Below are 22,339 nucleotides of genomic sequence, written 5' to 3'. Positions count from 1 at the left end.
GTTTTTCTTTTTATCCGATAATGATCCGGCCTTCCGGATGACGATACAGTTTCTTCTCTTTGCGCGGACGAAGGGCATACGCGATGGTTAATGGCCCAATCCGACCTACAAACATGGTAAAGGTAATAATGATTTTTCCCCAATTGGTCAACTCATCAGTCACTCCCACAGAAAGACCCACGGTACCGATTGCGGATGCAGCTTCAAACATCAGTGAAAGGAATGGCGCATCCTCTGTCGTAAGCAGAAGCATCACCACGATCATGAATATGATCAGAGAAACCATAATAATGGTCAAAGCCCTCATCAGCAGTTCTTTCGGAACACGCTGGCGGAAAAACACAATATCCTTATTCCCCCGAATCATGGCATACACTGCACCAATCATGATCAAGAATGTAGTCGTCTTGATTCCGCCCCCGGTCGATCCAGGGGAAGCTCCGATAAACATCAGCAGAATGAAGAAGAATTGGGTAGCCTGCCTCATCTCCGTGATATCGATTGTGCTCGTTCCCGACGAACGTGTAGAGACAGACTGGAAGAAGGACGCGTAGATCTTCTCGCTCCATGTGAGTGAAGCCAGTGTATGTCCATTGGTGAATTCGAAAACAAACAAGACAATCGCTCCTATACCGATCAGCGCTCCGGATACAGACAGCACCAGTTTGGACTGAAGAGATAAACGGCGACGTTTGCGATACTCAAACAGGTCATTCAATACAACAAAACCCAGTCCACCAGAGACAACGAGCACAGAAGCGGTCACATTGAATATCCAATCTCCAGTGTAGTATTGGAAGCTGTTACCAAACAGATCAAATCCGCCGTTATTAAACAATGAAACAGAGTGGAATAATCCATAGTATACGGCCTGACCCAAAGGCATCTCTGTTGCCCAGCGCAGTGCTAATATGACAGCCGCCACCCCTTCAATGGTAAAGGAGAAAATCAACACCTTGCGGATAATGCGTACTATCCCTTCCATACTATCTGCATTAATGGCTTCTTTGAGTAATAACCTGTCCTTGAGTGAAATTCGCTTGCCCAATACAAGTGCAAAGAGAGTAGCCATGGTCATGAATCCGAGTCCACCAAGCTGCATTAATACCATAATGACGAACTGACCAAACAAATTAAAGGTCGTCCCTACATCCACAACGACAAGTCCAGTTACACATGCGGCAGAGGTTGATGTAAAGAGCGCGTCAATAAACGCCAAATGCATACCGCTTTGGTTGGAGATTGGCAACATGAGAAGCACCGTTCCAATCGCAATGATAAGCAGAAAACCACCGACCAGAATTAACGGAGGAGATAAGAATTTGGCAAAGTGAAGCCTGAACTGCATGAAGGGCACCTCTTTTAACAAAAATACGTACAGGTTAATCTAACAATTTCAAGACGCGATGCTACCCTAATGGTGTGCTGTGAGCAACGGCCTTCTGACAACTTTATTTTTAGCGTCTATGTAAACCTAAAGAGGAACTTGCCCCAGCATGATACTGAACGGCAGGTTCCTCTTCTATTATGAACGTATACTACGTTCCTTATTTAATCTTGCGTACGAGGACGCATGTGCGGGAAGAGCAGTACGTCACGAATCGACGGGGAGTTGGTAAGCAGCATGATCAGACGATCCACCCCGATTCCCAATCCGCCTGTTGGTGGCATACCATATTCGAGCGCACGGATGAAGTCGTCATCCATCTCATGAGCTTCGTCGTTCCCATGTTCTTTCTCCAGCATCTGTGCTTCAAAGCGTTGACGCTGATCGATTGGATCATTCAGCTCTGTGAAGGCATTGGCATGCTCACGTCCAACGATGAACAATTCGAAGCGATCCGTGAAGCGCGGATCTACATCATTTTTCTTCGCCAGTGGTGAGATTTCAAGAGGGTGTCCCATAATGAATGTCGGTTGAATCAACGTCTCTTCCACAAACTCTTCAAAGAACGCGTTCAGAATATGACCAAATGTCATATGTTTTTCAACCGGAACCTTATGTTCCTTCGCCAGGTTATGTGCTTCCTCATCCGTCATGTGTACGGAGAAGTCTACGCCCACAACTTCCTTAACTGCATCCACCATCGTAACACGACGCCACTGCGGCGTAAGATCTACTTCATAATCTCCATACTGGATTACTTGCGTACCCAGTACTTCCTGTGCAATATGAGCTACCAGATTCTCCGTCAATTGCATAATGTCCTTGTAGTCGGCATATGCCTCATACAACTCAATCATTGTGAATTCCGGATTGTGACGTGTGGACATCCCTTCGTTCCGATATACACGGCCGATCTCATATACCTTCTCCAGTCCGCCAACAATCAGACGTTTCAGGTGAAGTTCAATCGCAATCCGCATGTACAGTTCCATATCCAGCGCATTGTGATGTGTGATGAACGGACGTGCTGCCGCTCCTCCTGCGATCGTATGCAACGTAGGTGTTTCCACTTCCAGATATCCAAGGGAATCCAGGTAACGACGCATCGATTGAATGATTTTGGAACGTGCGATAAAGGTCTGTTGTACGTCCGGGCTCATAATCAGGTCAACATAACGCTGGCGGTAACGCAGCTCTACATCGGTGAGACCATGGAATTTATCCGGAAGCGGATAGAGCGATTTGGACAGCACTTCAAGATCTTTCACTTTGACAGAAGTTTCACCTGTTTTGGTCTTAAAGATCACACCCGTTACCCCAACGATATCGCCAAGGTCCAGCAGGCTAAATGCCGCATACTTGTCTTCAGGCACGCTATCCTGACGAACATAGATCTGGATTCTGCCGCTCAGGTCCTGAATATGTGCGAAGCTTGCTTTACCCATTCCCCGCTTCGCCATAATCCGTCCGGCAATACTGACTTCGATGTGCTTCTCTTCCAGCTCTTCCTTGGTCAGTTCTTCATACTTCTTCAGAATGGAGCCGGCTTCTTCGGTACGTACGTATTTTTGGCCAAAAGGGTCGATTCCCAATTTGCGGAGCTCGTCCAATTTGTCACGGCGAATTTGTAAAAGCTCGCTAAGTTCGGTTTCCTGATTCAAGACTTCATCCGTCATGATCTGTATTCATCTCCTTATTTACATTGCAGGCATCGCGAAAGGACGTTTTTCCTCTAATGTTGAAAAAGCTTCCCTAAGGAAGCTTTTGTTTACCGTGCCCAACTGCTTCGTTGCTATAGCTTTTTAATGTCCATAATTTTATATTGAATTACGCCAGCAGGTACACTTACATCAACAACTGTACCTTTTTTCTTGCCGAGAATCGCTTTACCTACAGGGCTCTCGTTCGATATCTTGTTCTGAAGCGGGTCTGCCTCCGCAGTACCTACAATCGTATATTCCGTGATGTCGCCAAACTCCAGATCTTCTACAGTAACGGTTGCACCCACGCTTACGGCATCGGTATCGATCTCGTCGCTGTTAATAATCCGCGCGTTACGAAGCAATTTCTCCAACGTGATTACACGTCCTTCAATGAAAGCTTGCTCATTCTTCGCGTCTTCGTATTCAGAGTTTTCACTGATATCTCCATACCCGATGGCTACCTTAATCCGTTCAGCCACTTCGCGGCGCTTCACTGATTTCAATGTTTCCAATTCTTCTTCCAGCTTCTTGAGTCCTTCTGGTGTAAGGATAACTTCCTTGTCGCTCATCTCAACCGATTCTCCTGTCATGGGAATAAATTTGATTGTACGGCAACGGAATCAGTGCTTGTTACAGAGCTCCGCTCGCATACATCTTCAAAACTATATGAAGTTCTCCAGAGAAATAGAATATTCCTCCTGATGCTATAGCCTTATTAACGCACATGGCGAATTTATACTGAGAAATTATAGGGGAACGATCTCGAAAAGTCAATGTTACGTCCCCTATAGGTGTAAACGTTTTACAGAAGCGTTTATAATTAAGATGCATTTCCGGCGATTACCGGTTCTGACTCCAAATTACCTTCGCTTTTCAGCTGACCCACAAAGTTCTCCAGAATCTGTACCATCTCGTCCCGCTTGGTTCCTTCCATAATAACGTCCTTGATGCGGGCAGATCCTTTCAAACCTTTCAAATACCAGGCCAGATGTTTGCGCATCTCGCGTACGGCAACTGTCTCATTCTTCAATGCGATCAGGCGATCCATATGCAGGATGGCAACACGGATCTTCTCTTCGCCATTCGGGTCAGGAAGCAATTCCCCCGTGCTTAAGTATTGAATGGTACGATACAGCATCCATGGGTTACCCAGGGCGGCACGACCGATCATAACTCCGTCACAACCCGTTTCATCCAGCATACGGCGTGCATCCTCTGGTGTATGGACATCACCATTGCCGATCACTGGGATAGAGACAGCTTCTTTTACATCTTTGATATGTGACCAGTCAGCTGTGCCTGTATAGAGTTGCTCACGCGTACGGCCGTGAACACTTACCGCCTGTCCACCAGCACGTTCAACCGCGAGCGCATTCTCCACCGCAAAGATATGCTCGTTATCCCAGCCGATACGCATCTTGACTGTCACCGGCTTCTCCACCGCGTCCACAACAGCGGATACCATCTCATAGATTTTGTTCGGATCAAGCAACCAACGTGCACCGGCATCACATTTCGTTACCTTTGGCACAGGGCATCCCATGTTAATATCGATGATGTCTGCATTGGTTTCTTTGTCCACGATTTTGGCTGCTTCTACAAGGGAATCACGATCTCCCCCAAAAATCTGAAGGCTCAGCGGTTTCTCACGCTCATCTACAAACAACATCTCACGTGTACGCTGGTTGCCATGGACAATGGCTTTGCCACTCACCATCTCCGCACATACGAGGCCTGTTCCGAATTCTTTTGCGATCAAACGAAAAGCCGGATTACATACGCCAGCCATCGGCGCAAGTACGACCTGGTTTTTCATTTCAATGCCACCAATGTTAAGCACGGTAGTCGTTCCACTCCTTTTTTCAATTCTGTATATATCACGATATAAAGTTCGATCAGTGTCTTGGTTGTTGTAACATGACGAAACCGAAACGGTCCTAGTTGCCCCGCAACTCCTCGATACTGATTGCCAGCACACCAGCAATTCGATCGAGCTCTTGCTGTGATACCTTACGGTTCCCCCGTTCAATGGTTCCCAGAATGGCCAGCGAGATGCCGGTCTCGGCCGCAAGTTCATGTTGTGTTAAACCTTTCAGCTTCCGGAATGCCCGGATTCGATTGGCCAATTGCATGTTTTCCAAAGCTGTATTCCATCCTTTCCATCCAGTACAGACAACGATGAGTGTACAAAGGTATACAAACCTGAAGTCTCGCCCTCCGGTACGATATCCGACAGTGGGACTAGCACAAAAGCCCGTTCTCCCATGCGGGGATGAGGCAATTGAAGCAATTCGGTATCTCGCGTCTCACCTTGCATCCAGAGCAGATCCAGATCAACTGTGCGCGGTCCCCAGCGAATATCACGAACACGGCCGAGCCGATTCTCGATATCCAGTAATTCTGTAAGCAACTGCTCCGGTGTCAGCATCACCTGTACGGCGACTGCCATATTCAGAAACGCAGGCTGATCTACATATCCTACAGGTTCCGTCTCATATAGCGCTGAACAACGCAGAACGGATATATGAGGGTGTTCATCCAGCAAAGACAATGCCTCAAACAACGTCTGTTCCCGGTCCCCCAAATTGGCCCCTAAAGCAATATAAGCCTCTGAAGATTCAGAGGTCGAATGTGCAATCATGATCGGTTCTCACTTTCTTGTGCGGCGAAGCTCTACCGTTACGCCCCCAAAATGAATATCGAATGGCGGATGTGGCTTCGTCACCTTGACTGTCAATGCATTGATAATAGTATAAGTGTCTAGTAAAGAAGATGCAATATGTTCGCCCAAAGCTTCAATTAACTGGAATGATTTATTCTCTACAATCTGTTTTACCAGCTCATGGATCTCCGCATAATTGATCGTTTTGGTCAGATCATCGTTACGCCCAGCCTCACCCAGGTCCATGTCAATCTCCAGATCAATATAATAACGTGCCCCTAGCTTCCGCTCCTCGGCAAATACACCGTGATATCCGTAATACTCCATTCGATGCATAACCATTCTATCCATACGATCCGCCTGCCCTCTATATATATTGAAATTTTTATCTATTTGAAGATATCCCTTTGCTTTGCCTTTGAAAAACGCTACGCTTCCACTGGACGGGTCACTCGGGACCCGCCAGCATTATTTCCTCCGTAGACCCGGAGAAGCATACAACATGGCATCACACATGTCTGCCGTCCGCCGAATCGGCTTCACATCATGAACCCGAACCATTTGGCAGCCTTGGGCAATGCCAAATGCAACGGTCGCAGCGGTTCCTTCCAGCGCATCATCCGCCCCGACATCCAGGGTGTTCTGGATGAATCGTTTACGTGAGGTGGCTAGCAGAACGGGATATCCCATTTCATTGAGCAAACCGAGCGATGACATGAGCTTCAGATTTTCTCCGAGATCCTTCACAAAACCAATACCCGGGTCCAGGATAATCTGATCTGCTCTCACGCCGGCTGTTAACGCAATTTGTATACTCTCCTGCAAATCGCTCACGACATCGCTCAGATAATCGGTATAGTTTCGCACCTGCCGATTATGCATCAGAATAATGGGACACCCCAGCTCTGCTGCCGTGCGGGCCATATCTGGATCTGCTTTTGCGCCCCACACATCATTAATGATATGAGCACCCGCCAGAATAGCCTGACGTGCAACCTCGGCCTTATACGTGTCTACCGATATCGGAATGTGTGGGGCTTGCTTATGCAATGCCTCAATAACCGGAATGATCCTGCTAAGCTCTTCATCGGCGCCCACGACATCTGAACCTGGACGGGTAGACTCCCCGCCGATATCAATCAGGTCCGCCCCATCCTCCATCATCTGCTGGGCATGGGCAACCGCCCGCTCCACGTTGGTATAACGTCCGCCATCCGAGAATGAGTCAGGCGTGACGTTAAGAATGCCCATAATCTGTGTTCTTGTACCCAGCTTCAATTCAGCTGGCCCCCATGTATAGTTCCGTTCATAGATGACAGGTGTAAGTGTCATGAAGTATACCCCGCTTTCTGCCGGTACATACCCAGAAGGACTGCTGTAACCGGGCCAATATGTCCGTTGCTAATTATCGTTTCGGCTCCGTCCTGATCCCTCAGAGTTGTCACCGGAACCAGTTCGGCCACCGAGCCTGTTAGAAATATTTCATCTGCTTGCAGGAGATCCTCCCAGGCAGCTAACGTTTCTATACAGTGGATTCCTTGCTGCGAGGCAATCTCCAGTACCCAAGCTCTCGTGATGCCCGGCAGAATGCCGGTTGAGAGTGCTGGCGTGTAAAGGACATTTTCCCGTACCCAAAACACATTGCTGACGATCCCTTCCGCTATATGACCATCCCGGGTTAATTGTAACCCTTCCGCACCCAGCACATGCTGCCCGTACCCGTTCAGCTCCCGTTTCGCCAGAATGCTGTTCAAGTAATGTAGCGACTTGAACCGAACTTCTCCTTCGGGCGTGTTGCGAGGTGTAGACAACCGTTGGAGCATTTTTCCGCTCTCATATAAAGAGGGAGAAGGTTCAGGTAATGCTTTTGCCAGTAAAATATGATTTGGCTTCGAATAATCACCAGAAGGTAAGCCTAGCGGTGCTTCACCGGCTGATACCGTGTATCGCACATACGCATCCCGAAGTCCGTTCGCATCCATCAAACGTTGAATCCAATCTGTCACCTCTGCCGCGGTCTTTGTAAAAGGAATGCCAATTTCCTTACACCCCGAGGCCATGCGCTCCAGATGCCGTTCCAAAAGATATGGGACACCTCGATAAGTCCGGAACGTCTCAAACAGGCCCAGCCCGTACAAAAAGCCGTGATCCGTTACAGGAACCACGGCCGCCGCCATATTGACCAACTCTCCATTTATCGCGGCATATTGCATGTTATACCTTCACTTGTTGGGACAAAAAGTTACGAAGCATCTGATGACCATGGTCTGTAATAATGGATTCCGGGTGGAATTGAACACCTTCAATCGCATATTCTTTGTGGCGCAGACCCATAATCTCACCTTCAGCTGTCTCCGCTGTAATCTCCAGGCAGTCAGGCAAGCTGCTGCGCTCGACAATCAGGGAGTGGTAACGGGTAGCTGTGAATGGAGATGGCAATCCGGCAAATACCGATGTTCCATTGTGGTGCATCTCGGATGTTTTGCCGTGCATCATGCGCTCCGCACGAATGACATTGCCGCCAAACGCTTGTCCGATGGACTGATGACCCAGACAAACACCAAAGATCGGAATGCTTCCCTTGAAATGATCGATGACTGCCAGGCTAATGCCTGCTTCATTCGGTGTACACGGACCCGGAGAGATCAGAATATGATCAGGTGCCAGTGCCTCTATGCCTGCCAGATCAATCTCATCGTTGCGGCGAACTTCCACCGTCTCACCCAGTTCACCCAAATATTGAACCAGGTTGTACGTGAAGGAATCGTAATTATCGATAACCAGTATCATATGCCTGCTCCTCCTCATCTTCCGTCAACACAAGTGACGGTTGCTTCGTTTTATTTTAGTTTAACAGCTTCTGTTCGCTCCGCTTGTTCTTGTTCAATAGCTCTGCTTGCTTCCGCCTCTTCGCTGTAATTCACAGCTCTCATCATGGCTCTTGCCTTGTTGCGGCATTCCTTGTATTCCCGATATGGATCGGAATCAATAACAATTCCTGCACCGGCCTGTACATAACCAATACCATCCTTGATGGCAAGCGTACGAATGACGATGTTCAATTCCATATTTCCACTGTAATCCATCCACCCGATGGAACCCGTATAAGGCCCACGCCGCACTGGCTCAAGTTCCTCGATAATCTCCATGGTGCGGACTTTTGGCGCTCCTGTAATCGTTCCACCCGGGAATGTCGCAGCGATCACATCAAATACGGATAACCCTTCTGCCAGCCTGCCTTCCACCTGGGAAACAAGATGCATGACATGGGAATACTTCTCGATGGTCATCAATTCAGGCACATGAACCGAACCATAGGCCGCAATCCGTCCGATATCATTACGTTCCAGATCAACGAGCATAATATGCTCCGCCCGTTCCTTTTCACTGCGGAGCAGTTCATCCGCCATAGCTTTATCCTCTGCTTCATCGCGGCCCCTTCTTCGGGTCCCTGCAATGGGACGTGCACTGACTTTGCCATTCTCCACTTTGACCAGAAGTTCGGGAGATCCGCTTACCAGTTGAAAGTCCGGACTACGCAACATACCCATATACGGTGATGGATTCACAAGGCGCAGCCATTCATAAATATGCTCAGCGCTCGAATGAAGCCGCTTTTCCTGTCTCAAGGACAGATTCACCTGGAACACATCGCCCTGCCTGATATATTCCTGTACCGTACGTACAGCTTGTTCAAAGTCCTCTTGGGGAAAGGATGTCTCCCATCCTTCGGATTCTCTTTCCGCATCTTCAGGTTGCGGTGTACGATTGACCTGCTTGTTGCGGCGTTCCAGTGCCTGTTGTTGTTCCTCGGCCTGTGCAGCCCCCATAATATGAAGCCAACGTTTCTGCATCGCTGTCGCTCGTGCTTCGGCCGTTGCATATAGGCTACGGATATCCGTTTCGTTCCCGTTAGGTTCTATAGCCAGATGAACCATGCAGAAAAGCATCTGCTGCTCATGGTCATACGCCCATAGTTCTTCAAAGCGCATCCACCAATAATCCGGCAGAGCCGGGTTATCCTCAGCCAAGTCTGGAAGCTTCTCCAATGATCTTGCTACATCGTAGCTGAGATAACCTGCATATCCACCACCAAAGTCTGGAGCCCCATTAACCTTGGGTGCACTATATGGGGCAGTCCATCTCTTCAATACGTCAAGCGGCTTGCCACTGTCCGTCGAGGTGGTTCCTTGAATCACATCATGAATAACCGCTTCTTGACCCTTGCCGGAAATAACAGATACGGGGTCTAACCCCAGAAATGTATATCTCCCGCCTTTGCCATTCTCCAGCACAATTGCGTAGGGTGACGCCTGCTGCCAGGCTGCCTCCCACGATAACGGTAAACCGCCATGATACGGTCCCTCATCCGACTTCGTGATATAGGGCATCATGGTCCAGCCTTGTTCAGCCCACTCCATCCAGTCGGCGTATGTTGTCATCAGGTGTGTCATTGCGGTGTGCCGCCCTCCATCTGTCGCTAGTTCTATTGTCTGATAGTATACTAAAGCGCCGCCCCTTTTAAAAGCATTACGCCAAAAATCCTCCATACCCGTCATACGGGCAAGGAGGATTGGTTTTGTCATTTGTAGACTTAGCCTTCGAAGTTGTAAAGCGGTGTGCTGAGGTAACGTTCGCCGTTACTTGGCACGATTACGACAACGCGCTTGCCTTCACCCAACTGTTTCGCTACCTGAAGACCTGCACGGATCGCCGCACCGGAAGAAATACCAGACAGAATGCCCTCTTCCTTCGCTACCTGACGAGCCGTCTCGAATGCATCATCATTCTCAATGTGAATGATCTCATCATAGATTTCCTGATCCAGAATCTCAGGAATAAAGTTGGCACCAATCCCCTGGATCTTATGTGGTCCTGGTTTGCCGCCCGCCAGAATTGGCGAAGCTGCTGGCTCAACCGCAACAATTTTAATACCAGCGAAAGCTTCTTTCAGCACTTCGCCTGTACCTGTAATTGTTCCACCTGTACCGATTCCTGCAACGAAAGCATCCAACGTACCGCCTACAGATTGAATTGCTTCAACAATCTCAGGGCCAGTCGTTTCACGGTGGATCTTCACGTTGGCTTTATTTTTAAATTGCTCAGCCATGAAATAGGAAGGGTTTTCTTTCAGCAGTTCTTCGGCTTTTTTAACAGCACCATTCATACCTTCAGCTCCAGGTGTAAGCACAAGCTCAGCACCATACGCACGAAGCAAGTTACGACGCTCCAAGCTCATCGTCTCAGGCATTACAATAACGGACTTGTAGCCTTTGGCTGCAGCCACCATCGCGAGTCCAATTCCCGTGTTACCACTTGTTGCTTCAATAATGGTATCACCCGGTTTCAGCTTGCCTTCTTTTTCCGCTTCTTCCACAATGCTAATTGCGATACGGTCTTTCACGCTTGAACCTGGATTCTGGTACTCCAGCTTCACGAATACTTCAGCACTGCCTTCAGGTACGATACGGTTCAGACGAACAAGCGGAGTACCTCCGATGAGTTCTGTTACGTTATTAACTACTTTAGCCATATGAATGCCCTCCTTAGTGGATGAATAAAACTTGAGTCCTGTTAACCTATACTGTGCGGCCGGTAGCCTCTAGCTGTTATAGAAGAACTGCGGAAATCCTGTTGATCCCATCCCTTACTGCTAAGATTTCTAGACAGGGCGGAGGTTTCCGAAAGTTTCTTTGTTCATAAATAAATCTTTTATATCCGAGTAAACGAGTAGGTATTTATTATTTTCATCTTATCAACGTTAACCCTTATTGTCAATATGAGTACTCAAAAAAAATACTCTGCCTTTGGCCCTAAGACCGCAGACAGAGTATTTTTATCAAGATGCAGCAGTACTATACAATCTTCTCCATTGAATTCAGGAGGCAGGAATCTCGGACAGGATTACGGCTTCATACTTGTTACGCAGCATTTGCTCTACTTGCGGCAACGGGTCAGCCTGACTCAGAGCCAGTTGCATTCGAATCTCCTCACGGACCTCTTCGGCCGACTGCACCTGGCGTTCTTCTTTATCATTAAGTCTGATAATAACATAACCTTCTTCCACTCGAACCGGTCCGGCAACATCGCCTACATCCAGCCCCGCAGCAAGTTGAAGGATTTCTTCTGACTGGAATGGATCATTCCGCTCAATCCATCCCAGCCTGCCACCAGCATCACGAGAGAAGCTGTCCGTCGATTGACTACGAGCAGCTTCTTCAAAGTCTTGTCCCTTCTCCAACGAATCCAGTAAGGAATCCGCCTCTTCTTCTTCCTTCACTACGATGATGGACAAGTCATATTTCTCGGGGGAAACGTAATCCTCACGGTGTTCAGTCCAGTAATGCTCAATATCTGCATCCTTGATCTGTATGCCAATCGTTGCGATTTTCTCAAGCAGCAGCCTGTAGCCGGCTTCCAATTCAAGTTCCTGTTTTGACAGGCCCAATTGAGACTTCATTTCGTCAAAATATGATTTCTCTGAATCGTACCCATCCATCGCGGCGGCAAGTTCTCTTGCAATCTCTTGGGGAGTGACGATCAGCTTGCGTTCAATTGCTTCGGCAAATACTGCTTTACGGTTTAACATCTGGAGTAATAACTCACTGCCGTAACGTCGTTTCAGCGCATCGGTCCACTCTTTGTCCGTGATAACTTCTCCGTTGATCGTCGCTACGGCGCTTCCTTCTTCCGTATTGGCATCATGGGATGCATCTGCCTCGTCTTTGCCCTGTCTGAGACCATGCATAGCCATCACTGTACCCATGACCAGCATGCCTAACGTCAAGACAATTACAGCCGTCCACAACCCTTTTTCCTGTCTTGTCATTCCGCATCATCCCGTCCCCGCATAGATCAGTTCTTGGCTTGCTCTAGGATGGTCTCAAGTTGTTCTTTGTTAAAGTCATAGGCTTCATTACAGAATTGGCAGACCACTTCAGCCTGGCCCTCTTCTTCAATTAATTGCTCCATCTCCGTTTGGCCCAGGCTGATCAGCGTCTTCTCTACTCGCTCACGTGAACACTCACAGCTAAAATGAATATCCAGTCCTTCCATCACTTGTACATCTGGCAACAATCGGCGAAGCAACTCTTCCAACTCAAGCCCCTGCTCCAGCAAAGTCGTCACTGGCGGCAGCGTACTAATGGCATTTTCGATCGCCGTGATCTCTGGATCTGTCAATCCCGGCAACAGCTGCATAATGAATCCACCTGAGACAATAACGGAATTATCCGTATCAACGAGCACACCAACGCCTACAGCAGAAGGTGTTTGCTCCGATTGCGCAAAGTAGTAAGTGAAGTCTTCGCCCAGTTCTCCTGAAATAATAGGCACACTGCCACGATATGGCTCTTTCAGTCCCAAATCCTTCGTTATGTTGATGAAACCTTCCGTTCCAACTGCGCCTGCAACGTCCAGTTTTCCCACACTATTACTTGGCAAATGTACATGCGGATTAGAAACATATCCTCGTACTTCGCCTTTCGCATTGGCATCCGCTACAATCTGTCCAATGGGCCCATCACCGTTGACTTGTACCGTTAACTTCTCTTCACCTTTGAGCATTGCACCCATAATGGCTGCTGTTGTAACCGTACGCCCCATGGCAGCTGTAGCCGTGGGAAACGTATCGTGTCTTCTGCGTAGTTCCTCAACCAGTTCCGTAGTCTGGATAGCAAAGGCTCTTACCTTTCCATTCATTGCTGTACCACGAATTAACCGGTCATGCTTGTTGTTGTTTTCCAAGTCATTCAGCCTCCTTTGGCGTATCGCCATAATAGTTGTAACACAGAAAAAACGGCACAACACTTAAGCTGTAATCTCAGCCCGCTGTATGCCGTCTCTATGCTCACCTTTCCCGGTTCCGCTCATATATAATACGCAGCCCTTCAAGCGTAAGCAGCGGATCAACTTCCTCTATACTACGGGTTTCTTCTGCGATAAGTGTAGCGAGACCACCCGTCGCGATAACTCGGGGCTTCGCTCCCATCTCCTCGCGAATACGTTCTACAATACCATCTACCTGGCCTGCATAGCCAAATATAATACCCGCTTGCATGGCATGAATAGTATTACGGCCAATGACCTTTTTAGGTTTCTCCAGCTCTATACGAGGCAACTTGGATGCCCGCTCATAGAGCGCTTCAGTGGCAATCTGAATGCCAGGTACAATAGCTCCCCCCAGATAGTGGCCTTTCTCGTCAATACAGTCAAAGGTCGTTGCAGTACCGAAATCGACCACGACGAGAGGGCCGCCATACTTCTCAACGGCTGCCACTGCATTAACAATACGATCTGCACCCACTTCACGAGGGTTCTCGTATCGCAGATTCAGGCCAGTTTTGATACCAGGTCCAACGAGCAAAGCTTTTTTGCCTACATACTTCTCACACATCGCTTCGATTACATTCACCAGTGGCGGAACCACAGATGAGATGATGACACCTTCGATGTCACTTGCCCTGATGCCGGACATATGAAATAAATTATAAATCAATACGCCGTATTCATCCACTGTTGACTGACGTGATGTACTCAGACGAAAGTGGTGCAGCAATTCCCGGCCTTGATATACGCCGAGCACCATATTGCTGTTCCCCACGTCTACAACTAGAATCAAAGAGGTTCACCCCTCTTTCTTTTCATTTAAATCCAGACTAATATCCAGGCTCTCAAAGGAATAGGTTAACCTGCCAACCGAAATTACATCCACACCACTCTCTGCAATACCACGAATGGTCTGAAGAGACACGTTACCGGATGCTTCAACCTTCACATGAGGAGCCTGTTCACGAATAAGTTCAACCGCTTCACGCATCCGCTCTGGATGCATGTTATCCAGCATAATGATATCTGCCCCGGCTTGCAAGGCTTCTCTCACCTGCTCCAGATTTTCAGTCTCCACTTCAATCGTCATCGTATGTGGGATAACAGTTCGCGCACGCTGTACCGCCTCGGTGATTCCGCCTGCACCCTTAATGTGGTTATCCTTAATCATAACGGCATCGTACAGTCCAAATCGATGATTCGCTCCGCCACCCACGCGCACTGCATACTTCTCAAGTAATCGGTGGCCCGGCGTTGTCTTACGTGTATCCACGAGTCTGGTCTCAAGACCATCCAGAATATCCACGTAGGCACGCGTACGCGTAGCTATTCCGGACATACGTTGCAGCAAGTTAAGTGCCAGTCGTTCCCCTGTAAGCAGTGAATGTGTACTTCCCTCTACCTCGGCCAAAATCGTGCCATGGGTAACCCTCTCTCCGTCTGTTACCTTCGGTGTAAATACAAGATCAGGATCAACGACCTGAAACACAAGTTCAGCCACGGTCATGCCTGCAATAATACCATTGTCTTTGGCGTGTATAATGGCCTTGGATTGGTTGCCTGCCGGGATCGTCGCACTTGTTGTAACGTCACCTGCACCAACATCTTCACGAAGCCAGTTTTTGATTGATTCGATAAGTCCTTCATTATATCCATTCATTATCATGACATCAATTCCTCCACAATCGCTTGTTCTCGCTGCTGCAGGCTATGCTTCTGCCACACGATATCATCACGTGCCGGAAAATCCTCACGATAGTGAGCCCCACGACTCTCCTCGCGATGTAATGCACCGCTGGTAACTAACCAGGCACAGGTCAGAAGGTTGGCATACTCCAGCTCTTCCTTATGAGTGAGTGTCTGATCAAAAAATTGCAATTCCTGTTGCAGCTTGTCCATGGCCTTCTGCAGGTCCTCACCATTCCGGCGCAACCCTACCTGACGAACCATCATTTTCTGTAGTCGTAAACGTCTTTCGGATATAGGTTTTTGCTCTTCCATGATCTTATTGATCTTGTTATTCATGTCCACAGATGAAGGCGCAACCCCTTGTAATAAACCAAGCGGAGGGAGAGATTGAATACGATCAACAATTCTCCGCCCAAATACAATCGCTTCTGATAAAGAATTGCTTGCCAGGCGGTTTGCTCCATGCACTCCTGTAGAAGACACCTCGCCACAAGCAAATAATCGGGAGATGCTGCTCTCTCCACTAAGATCTGTTTTCACCCCACCCATCATGTAATGGGCAGCAGGTGCAACGGGAATCCAGTCCGTTGTCATGTCTAATCCATAACGCATACAAGTCTCATATATGGTAGGGAATCGGTGCTTGATCATCTCTGGCTGTTCATGTGTAATGTCCAAGTACACAAAGGTACTGTTGGTGGACTCCATCTCACTAACAATCGCTCGTGCCACGATATCGCGTGGGGCCAGTTCAAGCTGGGCATGATAACGATCCATGAAGCGCTCGCCCTTCACATTGCGCAAATATGCCCCTTCACCGCGTACGGCTTCTGACACAAGGAAACGTGGGGCCCCCGGGTAACATAGAGAGGTGGGGTGGAACTGGATAAATTCCATATCACGAACAATAGCCCCAGCCCGATAGGCCATGGCTACACCATCGGCAGTAGCTACATCCGGATTCGTCGTGTATCGGTACAGTTGTCCTGCACCACCAGAGCAAAGAACAGTTGCCTGTGCCTTAACGAACACTTGGGATCCGTCATCCTTCTGAACCAGAGCGCCAATGCATTCCCCTCGATCTCGATCTGTAATCAGGTCAACAACAAAATGCTCATCCCATACTTCAATCCCGGGATGTTCATTCACTTCAACAGCAAGCGCACGTACAATCTCATATCCTGTTGCATCTCCGTTGGCATGCAAAATACGGCGGTGGCTATGCGCACCTTCCTGCGTCAACGCCAACTCGCCGTTCTCCAGATCAAATAAAGTACCCAAACGAATCAGTTCCTTCACTCCGTCCGGACCCTCATTCACCAATACCTCTACCGCTTCGGAGCGGCATAAGCCCGCTCCTGCTACAAGTGTGTCCTGCAAGTGGTAAGCAGGTGAATCATCCTCAGCAATAACCGCAGCGATGCCTCCCTGCGCATATCTGGTGTTACTTTCAAGTAAAGACTTCTTCGTGATCATTAATACACGTTGTTGTTCACTTGCCTTAATGGCGGTAAACAAACCAGCAATTCCTGAGCCTATAACCAGTACATCCGTCTCTACCATGGGTAGCGCAGACAGATCAAAATCAACTAAATATTGCGGTATCATGTTATTCACCTGTCTTGGAGCAAGAGTAGCGCATCCTACTTTACCAACAACATGCGCTCTAGTGATTCTCTGGCTTTGTCGGCAACGGCCGGTGGCACGTAGATTTGCGGCTTCATCGTTTCCAGGCATTTCACCAGTTTCTTCAAGTTGTTCACCTTCATGTTGGGACATACGAGGAACTTGGTAGCAAAGTGGAACTGTTTATCCGGACTATCCAGACGAAGCTGATATCCTGTACCATCTTCGGTACCTACGATAAATTCCTTCGCTGATGAATTTTTGCAATACTCCAGAATAGCTGTTGTGCTGCCTACAAAATCACCCATCTCTACAACCTCAGGGCGACACTCTGGATGGACAACAAACTCTGCATTTGGATGCTTGGCTCTCATCTCCACCACATCTTTGACTGTGAGCATATCGTGAGTGTTGCAGTAACCTTCCCAGATAATCATTTTCTTGTCTGTATGCTGCTGCACATAATGTCCCAGGTTTTTATCCGGTACCCAGATAATTTCGTCGGAATCCACCGATTGAATAACCCGGACTGCGTTCGCCGATGTACAACAGATGTCAGTCTCTGCTTTGATCTCAGCCGAGGAATTGATATACGTAACTACCTTGGCATTAGGATGTTGTGCTTTCAATTTGCGTAGTCCATCCACATTCACCATATCTGCCATTGGGCAGCCCGCACGTTCGTCCGGGATAATAACTGTTTTATTTGGCGCCAGAATTTTAGCGCTTTCACCCATAAAATGAACACCACAGAAAACGATCACATCCGCATCTGTCTGTGCTGCCTTCTGGGCTAACAGAAATGAATCTCCACGGAAGTCGGCAACCTCCTGTACTTCGTCACGTTGATAATAATGGGCAAGAATAATGGCATTTCGTTCCTTCTTCAACACCATAAGCCGCTCACGCAGCTCGCGGTTCATCTCAGCCTTGCGCTCTAAAGCCAGAGCTTCCACCTGTGATCCTCTCCTTTATCGGGACAGCGTCATGCGCTGTTTCGTGGGCTAACCTAGTCGTTATCTTCGCTTGAGAAACGAATCACAAGCGGTTTAACAACTAATTTACACAACGTTCACGACTCTGTCAATAAATGAAAAAGGCCCGGAACAGCGCTGTAACCACCTGTTTGCTAACTGGTTCGCCATCTAACTCCCGTTTATCTTTATCTATCCTCTTTTAAAATAATGGATAAAAAAAGAGAGCCTCGAGGGCTCTCTTGATTTCACCTGCTATCATAGCCAGATGTATTGTGCATTAAGACGTTGGCTTAGTTCCGCCATCATCCGGGTTATTGTTATTACCCTTTTCCAGATTCGGAGCTTCGTTTGGAATATCTCCGGCTGGTGGCTCAGGCGTTTCATCTTTACCTTGAATACGAACACGCACATCACCGATGGTGTCGATGATTGGCTCTCCGCCTTCAGTTGGTGTGCCTTCACCATCATTGTCATTCTCTGCTTTTGGAGTCAAAGAACCTGTTTCGATCAATTGCTTGATCTGATCCATTTCCAAAGTCTCTACCTCAAGCAAAGTTTGAGCGATCAGGTGCATCTCTTTTGAATGTTTAACAAGCAAGTCCTTACACTTCTCATAACAGTCATTGATAAAGCGTTGCATTTCCTGATCAATCTCGTAAGCAATGGAATCCGAGTAATTCTGTTCATGACCGATATCCCGACCAAGGAATACCTGTCCTTGTGAACTTCCGAATTGCATAGGTCCCAATTTCTCACTCATACCGTATTCCATAACCATGCTGCGAACAATACCTGTCGCTTGCTGGAAGTCACTGTATGCACCAGTCCCAATTTCTCCGATGAACAATTCTTCAGCTACACGACCCCCGAGAAGTCCGGTTACTTTATCCAGCAATTCCTGCTTGGTAACCAGCATACGGTCTTCTTTTGGCAACATGATTACATATCCACCCGCACGTCCGCGCGGAATAATGGTCACTTTATGTACCATATCAGCATGTTCGAGGAAGTATCCTACAATGGTATGACCTGCTTCGTGATAAGCAACGATTCGTTTCTCGCGATCACTGATGACACGACTTTTCTTCTCCGTACCAACGATGACACGGTCAATCGCTTCGTCAACTTCCTTCATGGAAATATCTTTACGGTTACGACGCGCTGCAAGCAATGCCGCTTCGTTCAAGAGATTCTCCAAATCCGCACCAGAGAAACCTGTTGTACGCTTCGCGATGATATCCATCTTCACATCTTTGGTCAGTGGTTTATTACGGGAATGTACTTTCAGGACAGCTTCACGACCTCTTACGTCAGGGCGGTCAACCGTAATTTGACGGTCAAAACGTCCAGGACGCAGCAAGGCAGGGTCCAAAATATCTGCACGGTTCGTTGCGGCTATGATGATAATACCTTCGTTAACTCCGAATCCGTCCATCTCAACGAGCAACTGGTTGAGTGTCTGTTCACGTTCATCGTGACCACCACCGAGACCAGCACCACGCTGACGTCCTACAGCATCAATCTCATCGATAAAGATGATACATGGGGCATTTTTCTTCGCATTTTCAAACAAATCACGTACACGTGATGCACCGACACCGACAAACATTTCCACGAAGTCGGAACCTGAAATAGTGAAGAATGGTACACCCGCTTCACCGGCTACGGCACGAGCGAGCAATGTTTTACCGGTACCTGGAGGCCCTACGAGCAACACGCCCTTAGGAATCCGTGCACCTACAGCTGCGAATTTACGAGGGTCCTTGAGGAAGTCTACAACCTCAACAAGTTCCTGTTTCTCTTCGTCAGCACCCGCAACATCTTCAAATGTAACCCGCTTCTTCTCTTCGTTGTAGAGACGAGCACGGCTTTTACCAAAGTTCATTACTTTACCGCCGCCGCCTTGAGCCTGATTAAACAGGAAGAAGAACAGCAGGAACATAATGATCAAAGGAATAAAGGAAGTCAGCAACGTCAACCAGATGCTGTCACCTTTCATTGGCTCCTGATGATATTGGAAATTGTTAGTTTCACTTGCAGCTACAAGCTCACTAATTGCCTCATCCGTAGGAGGAATATACGTTGAGAAATTTTCTGATTTGGCGCCATCAGGTGCCTTCTTGTATTGACCGGTCACGAGATACGTTTGACCGTTGAATTGAACCGTCAATTCAGAGACATTGTTGGCTTTGATCGCTGCACGCAACTGATCATATCTAGGATTATCGGTGGCTTCGCCGCCATTGCTGACGAACTGGACTATCCCCACCACAACTAAAAAAAGAATCAAATAAAAACCAGAATTCCGGATGAACCGATTCATCCCCTACCTCCTCTCGAGACACTTTAATTATTTTAACATAGCCCGACATGGCTTCTCAACAGAAGCCAAGAACAGCTCAAGGCTTGGGTCGGGCAGGATATTAGCTACTATAGACTTCCGGCTTCAAAATCCCGATATAGGGCAGGTTCCGGTACTTCTCCGCAAAATCCAAACCGTAACCAACGATGAACGCGTCAGGAATGTCAAAGCCTGTGTAATGAGCTTCTAACTCAACTTTACGGCCTGAAGGCTTGTCGAACAGCGTAACCACACGCACCGACTCGGCACCGCGGTTTTCTAGCAGTTCAATCAGATAGCTGAGTGTAAGTCCGCTGTCGATAATATCTTCGACAATCAGAACTTCCCGTCCTTCAACGGATACATCCAGATCCTTAATGATTTTGACAACACCTGATGACTTGGTTGAAGCGCCATAACTGGATACCGCCATAAAATCCATTTCAACAGGTACCGTTATGTTTTTAACCAAATCAGCCATAAATATAAACGCACCCTTGAGCACACAAATGACCAAAGGATTGCGATTTGCATATTCGGCACTTAGTGTTGCGCCTAATTCCTTGACTTTACTCTGAATTTCTTCTTCACTGATCAATACTTCCTGAATGTCGTTCTGCAACTGTGCGAACCTCCTAAGTTATACTATGAAAGCCTTACCTGAACCATAACCACTACCCCTGAATCGCTGAATCGCCTACAGTCATGTACAGGATTGCGGAAGTGCCCTCCCTGACAGGAGCCACATTGGACCGTCGAACACCCGGTAACCAGATGATATGACCTGCTCCATCACATACCACAGGAATACGTGGACGGACAGATGGGGGGATTTTCTCATCGATGAAAATATTTTTCACCTTTTTGCTTCCGTTTAATCCCATCACTTTCATGGTATCTCCAGGTAACCGTGAACGCACAACCAGCGGCATAAGCAGTTGATCCGCATCAAACGCGGCTTGATCCGCCGATTCCGGTACATGATAGTCCTCGGGACTCACCGTCATCAACCGAATATGCCGGTTAATTGGGGTGAGTGAAAGCTCATAAGTTCCACTCCATTGCGCAAGACGATATTCGTAAGATTGATCCTGTACGTCCGTCCGTATGCCAAAAGAAATCAGATTATACTCCCGAGTGCAGGCGAGTGTCTGTCCTATATCCAGGCTCCAGGTCGTCACATGGGTCTCCATGACCTTGTGCCGAATGGTTTCTATACGGGTAAAGTCGACAAAATCACTGTCCAAAGGCAGATAATTCAATATTAGTTTAATCAACCTTCGTTGTAAAGCGACATGTAACTTCAAGAAGGAAGGCACCTCAAAGGTTTGCCTTCCGCCGTTCACCTGCACTAGACACCTGTATGTGTCATGTGCACTCTGCTCCATGAAATCGTCTTCATCACCCACAATTTCGGCAAGCCGATTCAATGACGGCGTGAGTTGTCCATTATACTGCCCCAAAAAAGGAAGCACATCCAAGCGAATGGCATTACGCCGATATTTACGCAGGGCGTTGCTCTCATCATTGAAATACATAAAACCCTGGGTATTACAAGCTTCTACAAGGTCTGTCTTGTTTATACGAAGGCATGGACGAATAAGTTCCACATTTTTTTCTCGTCTTTTAAACTTCATTCCTGAGAGTCCCGACAAGCCGGTTCCACGAAGCAAATGAAGCATGACCGTCTCCGCCTGATCATCGGCATGATGTGCCAAAGCGATGCTTGCTGCATTATATTTGGAAGCCACTTCATGAAGAAAGGCATATCGCTTGTTGCGGGCTGCTTCCTGTGGTCCTTGACCCGTAAGCTCCATATATGAAGGTACATCGGCCTTGGTCCATTCAAATGCAATGCCAAGCTGCTGTGCCAGTTCCATCATTTTCTCCGCTTCGTCATCAGATTCACTCCGGAAGCCATGATGCACGTGGGCACAGATCAATTCAAGTGGCACATGCCGCTTGCTGATCTCGTGCATGATATGCAAAAAAGCTACCGAGTCCGGCCCGCCCGATACTGCGACGACAATCCGATCCCCGGGAACCCATAACTGATGCTCTTCCGCTGCATCCAGCACGTTCTTCACCAGCATGTTCCAGCGTAAAGCCTCCATACCTGTTCCTCAT

General features: G+C 47.9%; 21 protein-coding genes. All 21 read right to left on the bottom strand.

Translation table 11 applies throughout. The annotated features are described in order from the left end of the window. Positions 1-10: 10 nt before the first annotated feature. Positions 11-1,348: a TrkH family potassium uptake protein gene (locus F0220_RS00395; protein WP_105602427.1), complete on the bottom strand. Its 1,338-nt coding sequence runs from the start codon at positions 1,346-1,348 to the stop codon at positions 11-13. 203 nt (positions 1,349-1,551) lie between these two features. Further along, positions 1,552-3,063: a lysine--tRNA ligase gene (gene lysS / locus F0220_RS00390; protein WP_047844500.1), complete on the bottom strand. Its 1,512-nt coding sequence runs from the start codon at positions 3,061-3,063 to the stop codon at positions 1,552-1,554. Positions 3,064-3,179: 116 nt separating this feature from the next. After that, positions 3,180-3,659, bottom strand: coding sequence for a transcription elongation factor GreA (gene greA / locus F0220_RS00385; RefSeq protein ID WP_036606099.1), 480 nt, complete (start codon positions 3,657-3,659; stop codon positions 3,180-3,182). Positions 3,660-3,910: 251 nt separating this feature from the next. Beyond that, positions 3,911-4,930, bottom strand: coding sequence for a tRNA dihydrouridine synthase DusB (dusB, locus tag F0220_RS00380; protein WP_105602429.1), 1,020 nt, complete (start codon positions 4,928-4,930; stop codon positions 3,911-3,913). A 97-nt stretch (positions 4,931-5,027) separates the two neighbouring features. Beyond that, positions 5,028-5,222, bottom strand: coding sequence for a helix-turn-helix domain-containing protein (locus F0220_RS00375; protein WP_036668438.1), 195 nt, complete (start codon positions 5,220-5,222; stop codon positions 5,028-5,030). Beyond that, positions 5,183-5,731 (bottom strand): 2-amino-4-hydroxy-6-hydroxymethyldihydropteridine diphosphokinase, encoded by a 549-nt coding sequence (gene folK, locus F0220_RS00370; protein WP_091018305.1) that lies wholly within the window; start codon positions 5,729-5,731, stop codon positions 5,183-5,185. The genes F0220_RS00375 and folK overlap by 40 nt, the downstream gene beginning before the upstream one ends. A gap of 9 nt (positions 5,732-5,740) precedes the next feature. Continuing rightward, complete coding sequence (gene folB / locus F0220_RS00365; protein WP_053778905.1) at positions 5,741-6,103, bottom strand: dihydroneopterin aldolase; 363 nt, start codon at positions 6,101-6,103, stop codon at positions 5,741-5,743. Between the two features lie 117 nt (positions 6,104-6,220). Continuing rightward, positions 6,221-7,084, bottom strand: coding sequence for a dihydropteroate synthase (gene folP, locus F0220_RS00360; protein ID WP_105602430.1), 864 nt, complete (start codon positions 7,082-7,084; stop codon positions 6,221-6,223). Next, positions 7,081-7,965 carry an aminotransferase class IV gene (locus tag F0220_RS00355; RefSeq protein ID WP_091018309.1) on the bottom strand — a complete coding sequence of 295 codons (885 nt, stop codon included), beginning with the start codon at positions 7,963-7,965 and terminating at the stop codon, positions 7,081-7,083. The genes folP and F0220_RS00355 overlap by 4 nt, the downstream gene beginning before the upstream one ends. A gap of 1 nt (position 7,966) precedes the next feature. Beyond that, a complete protein-coding gene (gene pabA, locus F0220_RS00350) occupies positions 7,967-8,542 on the bottom strand; it encodes an aminodeoxychorismate/anthranilate synthase component II (protein ID WP_036606106.1) in 576 nt (191 codons plus the stop codon). A 50-nt stretch (positions 8,543-8,592) separates the two neighbouring features. After that, positions 8,593-10,206: an anthranilate synthase component I family protein gene (locus F0220_RS00345; protein WP_105602432.1), complete on the bottom strand. Its 1,614-nt coding sequence runs from the start codon at positions 10,204-10,206 to the stop codon at positions 8,593-8,595. Between the two features lie 140 nt (positions 10,207-10,346). Continuing rightward, positions 10,347-11,285 carry a cysteine synthase A gene (cysK, locus tag F0220_RS00340; protein ID WP_036668448.1) on the bottom strand — a complete coding sequence of 313 codons (939 nt, stop codon included), beginning with the start codon at positions 11,283-11,285 and terminating at the stop codon, positions 10,347-10,349. A gap of 345 nt (positions 11,286-11,630) precedes the next feature. Beyond that, on the bottom strand, positions 11,631-12,581 hold the full coding sequence (locus F0220_RS00335) for a peptidyl-prolyl cis-trans isomerase (protein ID WP_105602434.1): 951 nt from the start codon (positions 12,579-12,581) through the stop codon (positions 11,631-11,633). 26 nt (positions 12,582-12,607) lie between these two features. Beyond that, positions 12,608-13,528, bottom strand: coding sequence for an Hsp33 family molecular chaperone HslO (hslO, locus tag F0220_RS00330; RefSeq protein ID WP_047844508.1), 921 nt, complete (start codon positions 13,526-13,528; stop codon positions 12,608-12,610). Positions 13,529-13,601: 73 nt separating this feature from the next. After that, the gene (locus F0220_RS00325) at positions 13,602-14,372 is read right to left on the bottom strand and encodes a type III pantothenate kinase (RefSeq protein WP_026081372.1); all 771 of its coding nucleotides are present in this window, start codon (positions 14,370-14,372) and stop codon (positions 13,602-13,604) included. A gap of 6 nt (positions 14,373-14,378) precedes the next feature. After that, positions 14,379-15,245 carry a carboxylating nicotinate-nucleotide diphosphorylase gene (gene nadC, locus F0220_RS00320; RefSeq protein WP_105602436.1) on the bottom strand — a complete coding sequence of 289 codons (867 nt, stop codon included), beginning with the start codon at positions 15,243-15,245 and terminating at the stop codon, positions 14,379-14,381. After that, positions 15,242-16,876 (bottom strand): L-aspartate oxidase, encoded by a 1,635-nt coding sequence (gene nadB, locus F0220_RS00315; RefSeq protein ID WP_105602437.1) that lies wholly within the window; start codon positions 16,874-16,876, stop codon positions 15,242-15,244. Before nadB ends, nadC begins: the two co-directional genes overlap by 4 nt. 35 nt (positions 16,877-16,911) lie before the next feature. Further along, entirely contained in the window at positions 16,912-17,850 is a 939-nt protein-coding gene (gene nadA / locus F0220_RS00310) for a quinolinate synthase NadA (protein ID WP_036606114.1), read from the bottom strand. A 298-nt stretch (positions 17,851-18,148) separates the two neighbouring features. Next, positions 18,149-20,194: an ATP-dependent zinc metalloprotease FtsH gene (ftsH, locus tag F0220_RS00305; protein ID WP_036606115.1), complete on the bottom strand. Its 2,046-nt coding sequence runs from the start codon at positions 20,192-20,194 to the stop codon at positions 18,149-18,151. A 100-nt stretch (positions 20,195-20,294) separates the two neighbouring features. After that, positions 20,295-20,834 (bottom strand): hypoxanthine phosphoribosyltransferase, encoded by a 540-nt coding sequence (hpt, locus tag F0220_RS00300; protein ID WP_017691352.1) that lies wholly within the window; start codon positions 20,832-20,834, stop codon positions 20,295-20,297. 52 nt (positions 20,835-20,886) lie between these two features. Then, entirely contained in the window at positions 20,887-22,326 is a 1,440-nt protein-coding gene (gene tilS, locus F0220_RS00295; protein ID WP_105602439.1) for a tRNA lysidine(34) synthetase TilS, read from the bottom strand. Positions 22,327-22,339: the final 13 nt, after the last annotated feature.

Source organism: Paenibacillus sp. 37 (assembly GCF_008386395.1).
GTDB classification, from domain to species: Bacteria; Bacillota; Bacilli; order Paenibacillales; family Paenibacillaceae; genus Paenibacillus; species Paenibacillus amylolyticus_B.
Note: the sequence above shows the minus strand (reverse complement) of the source record. Positions and strands in the feature narration are given on the sequence as shown.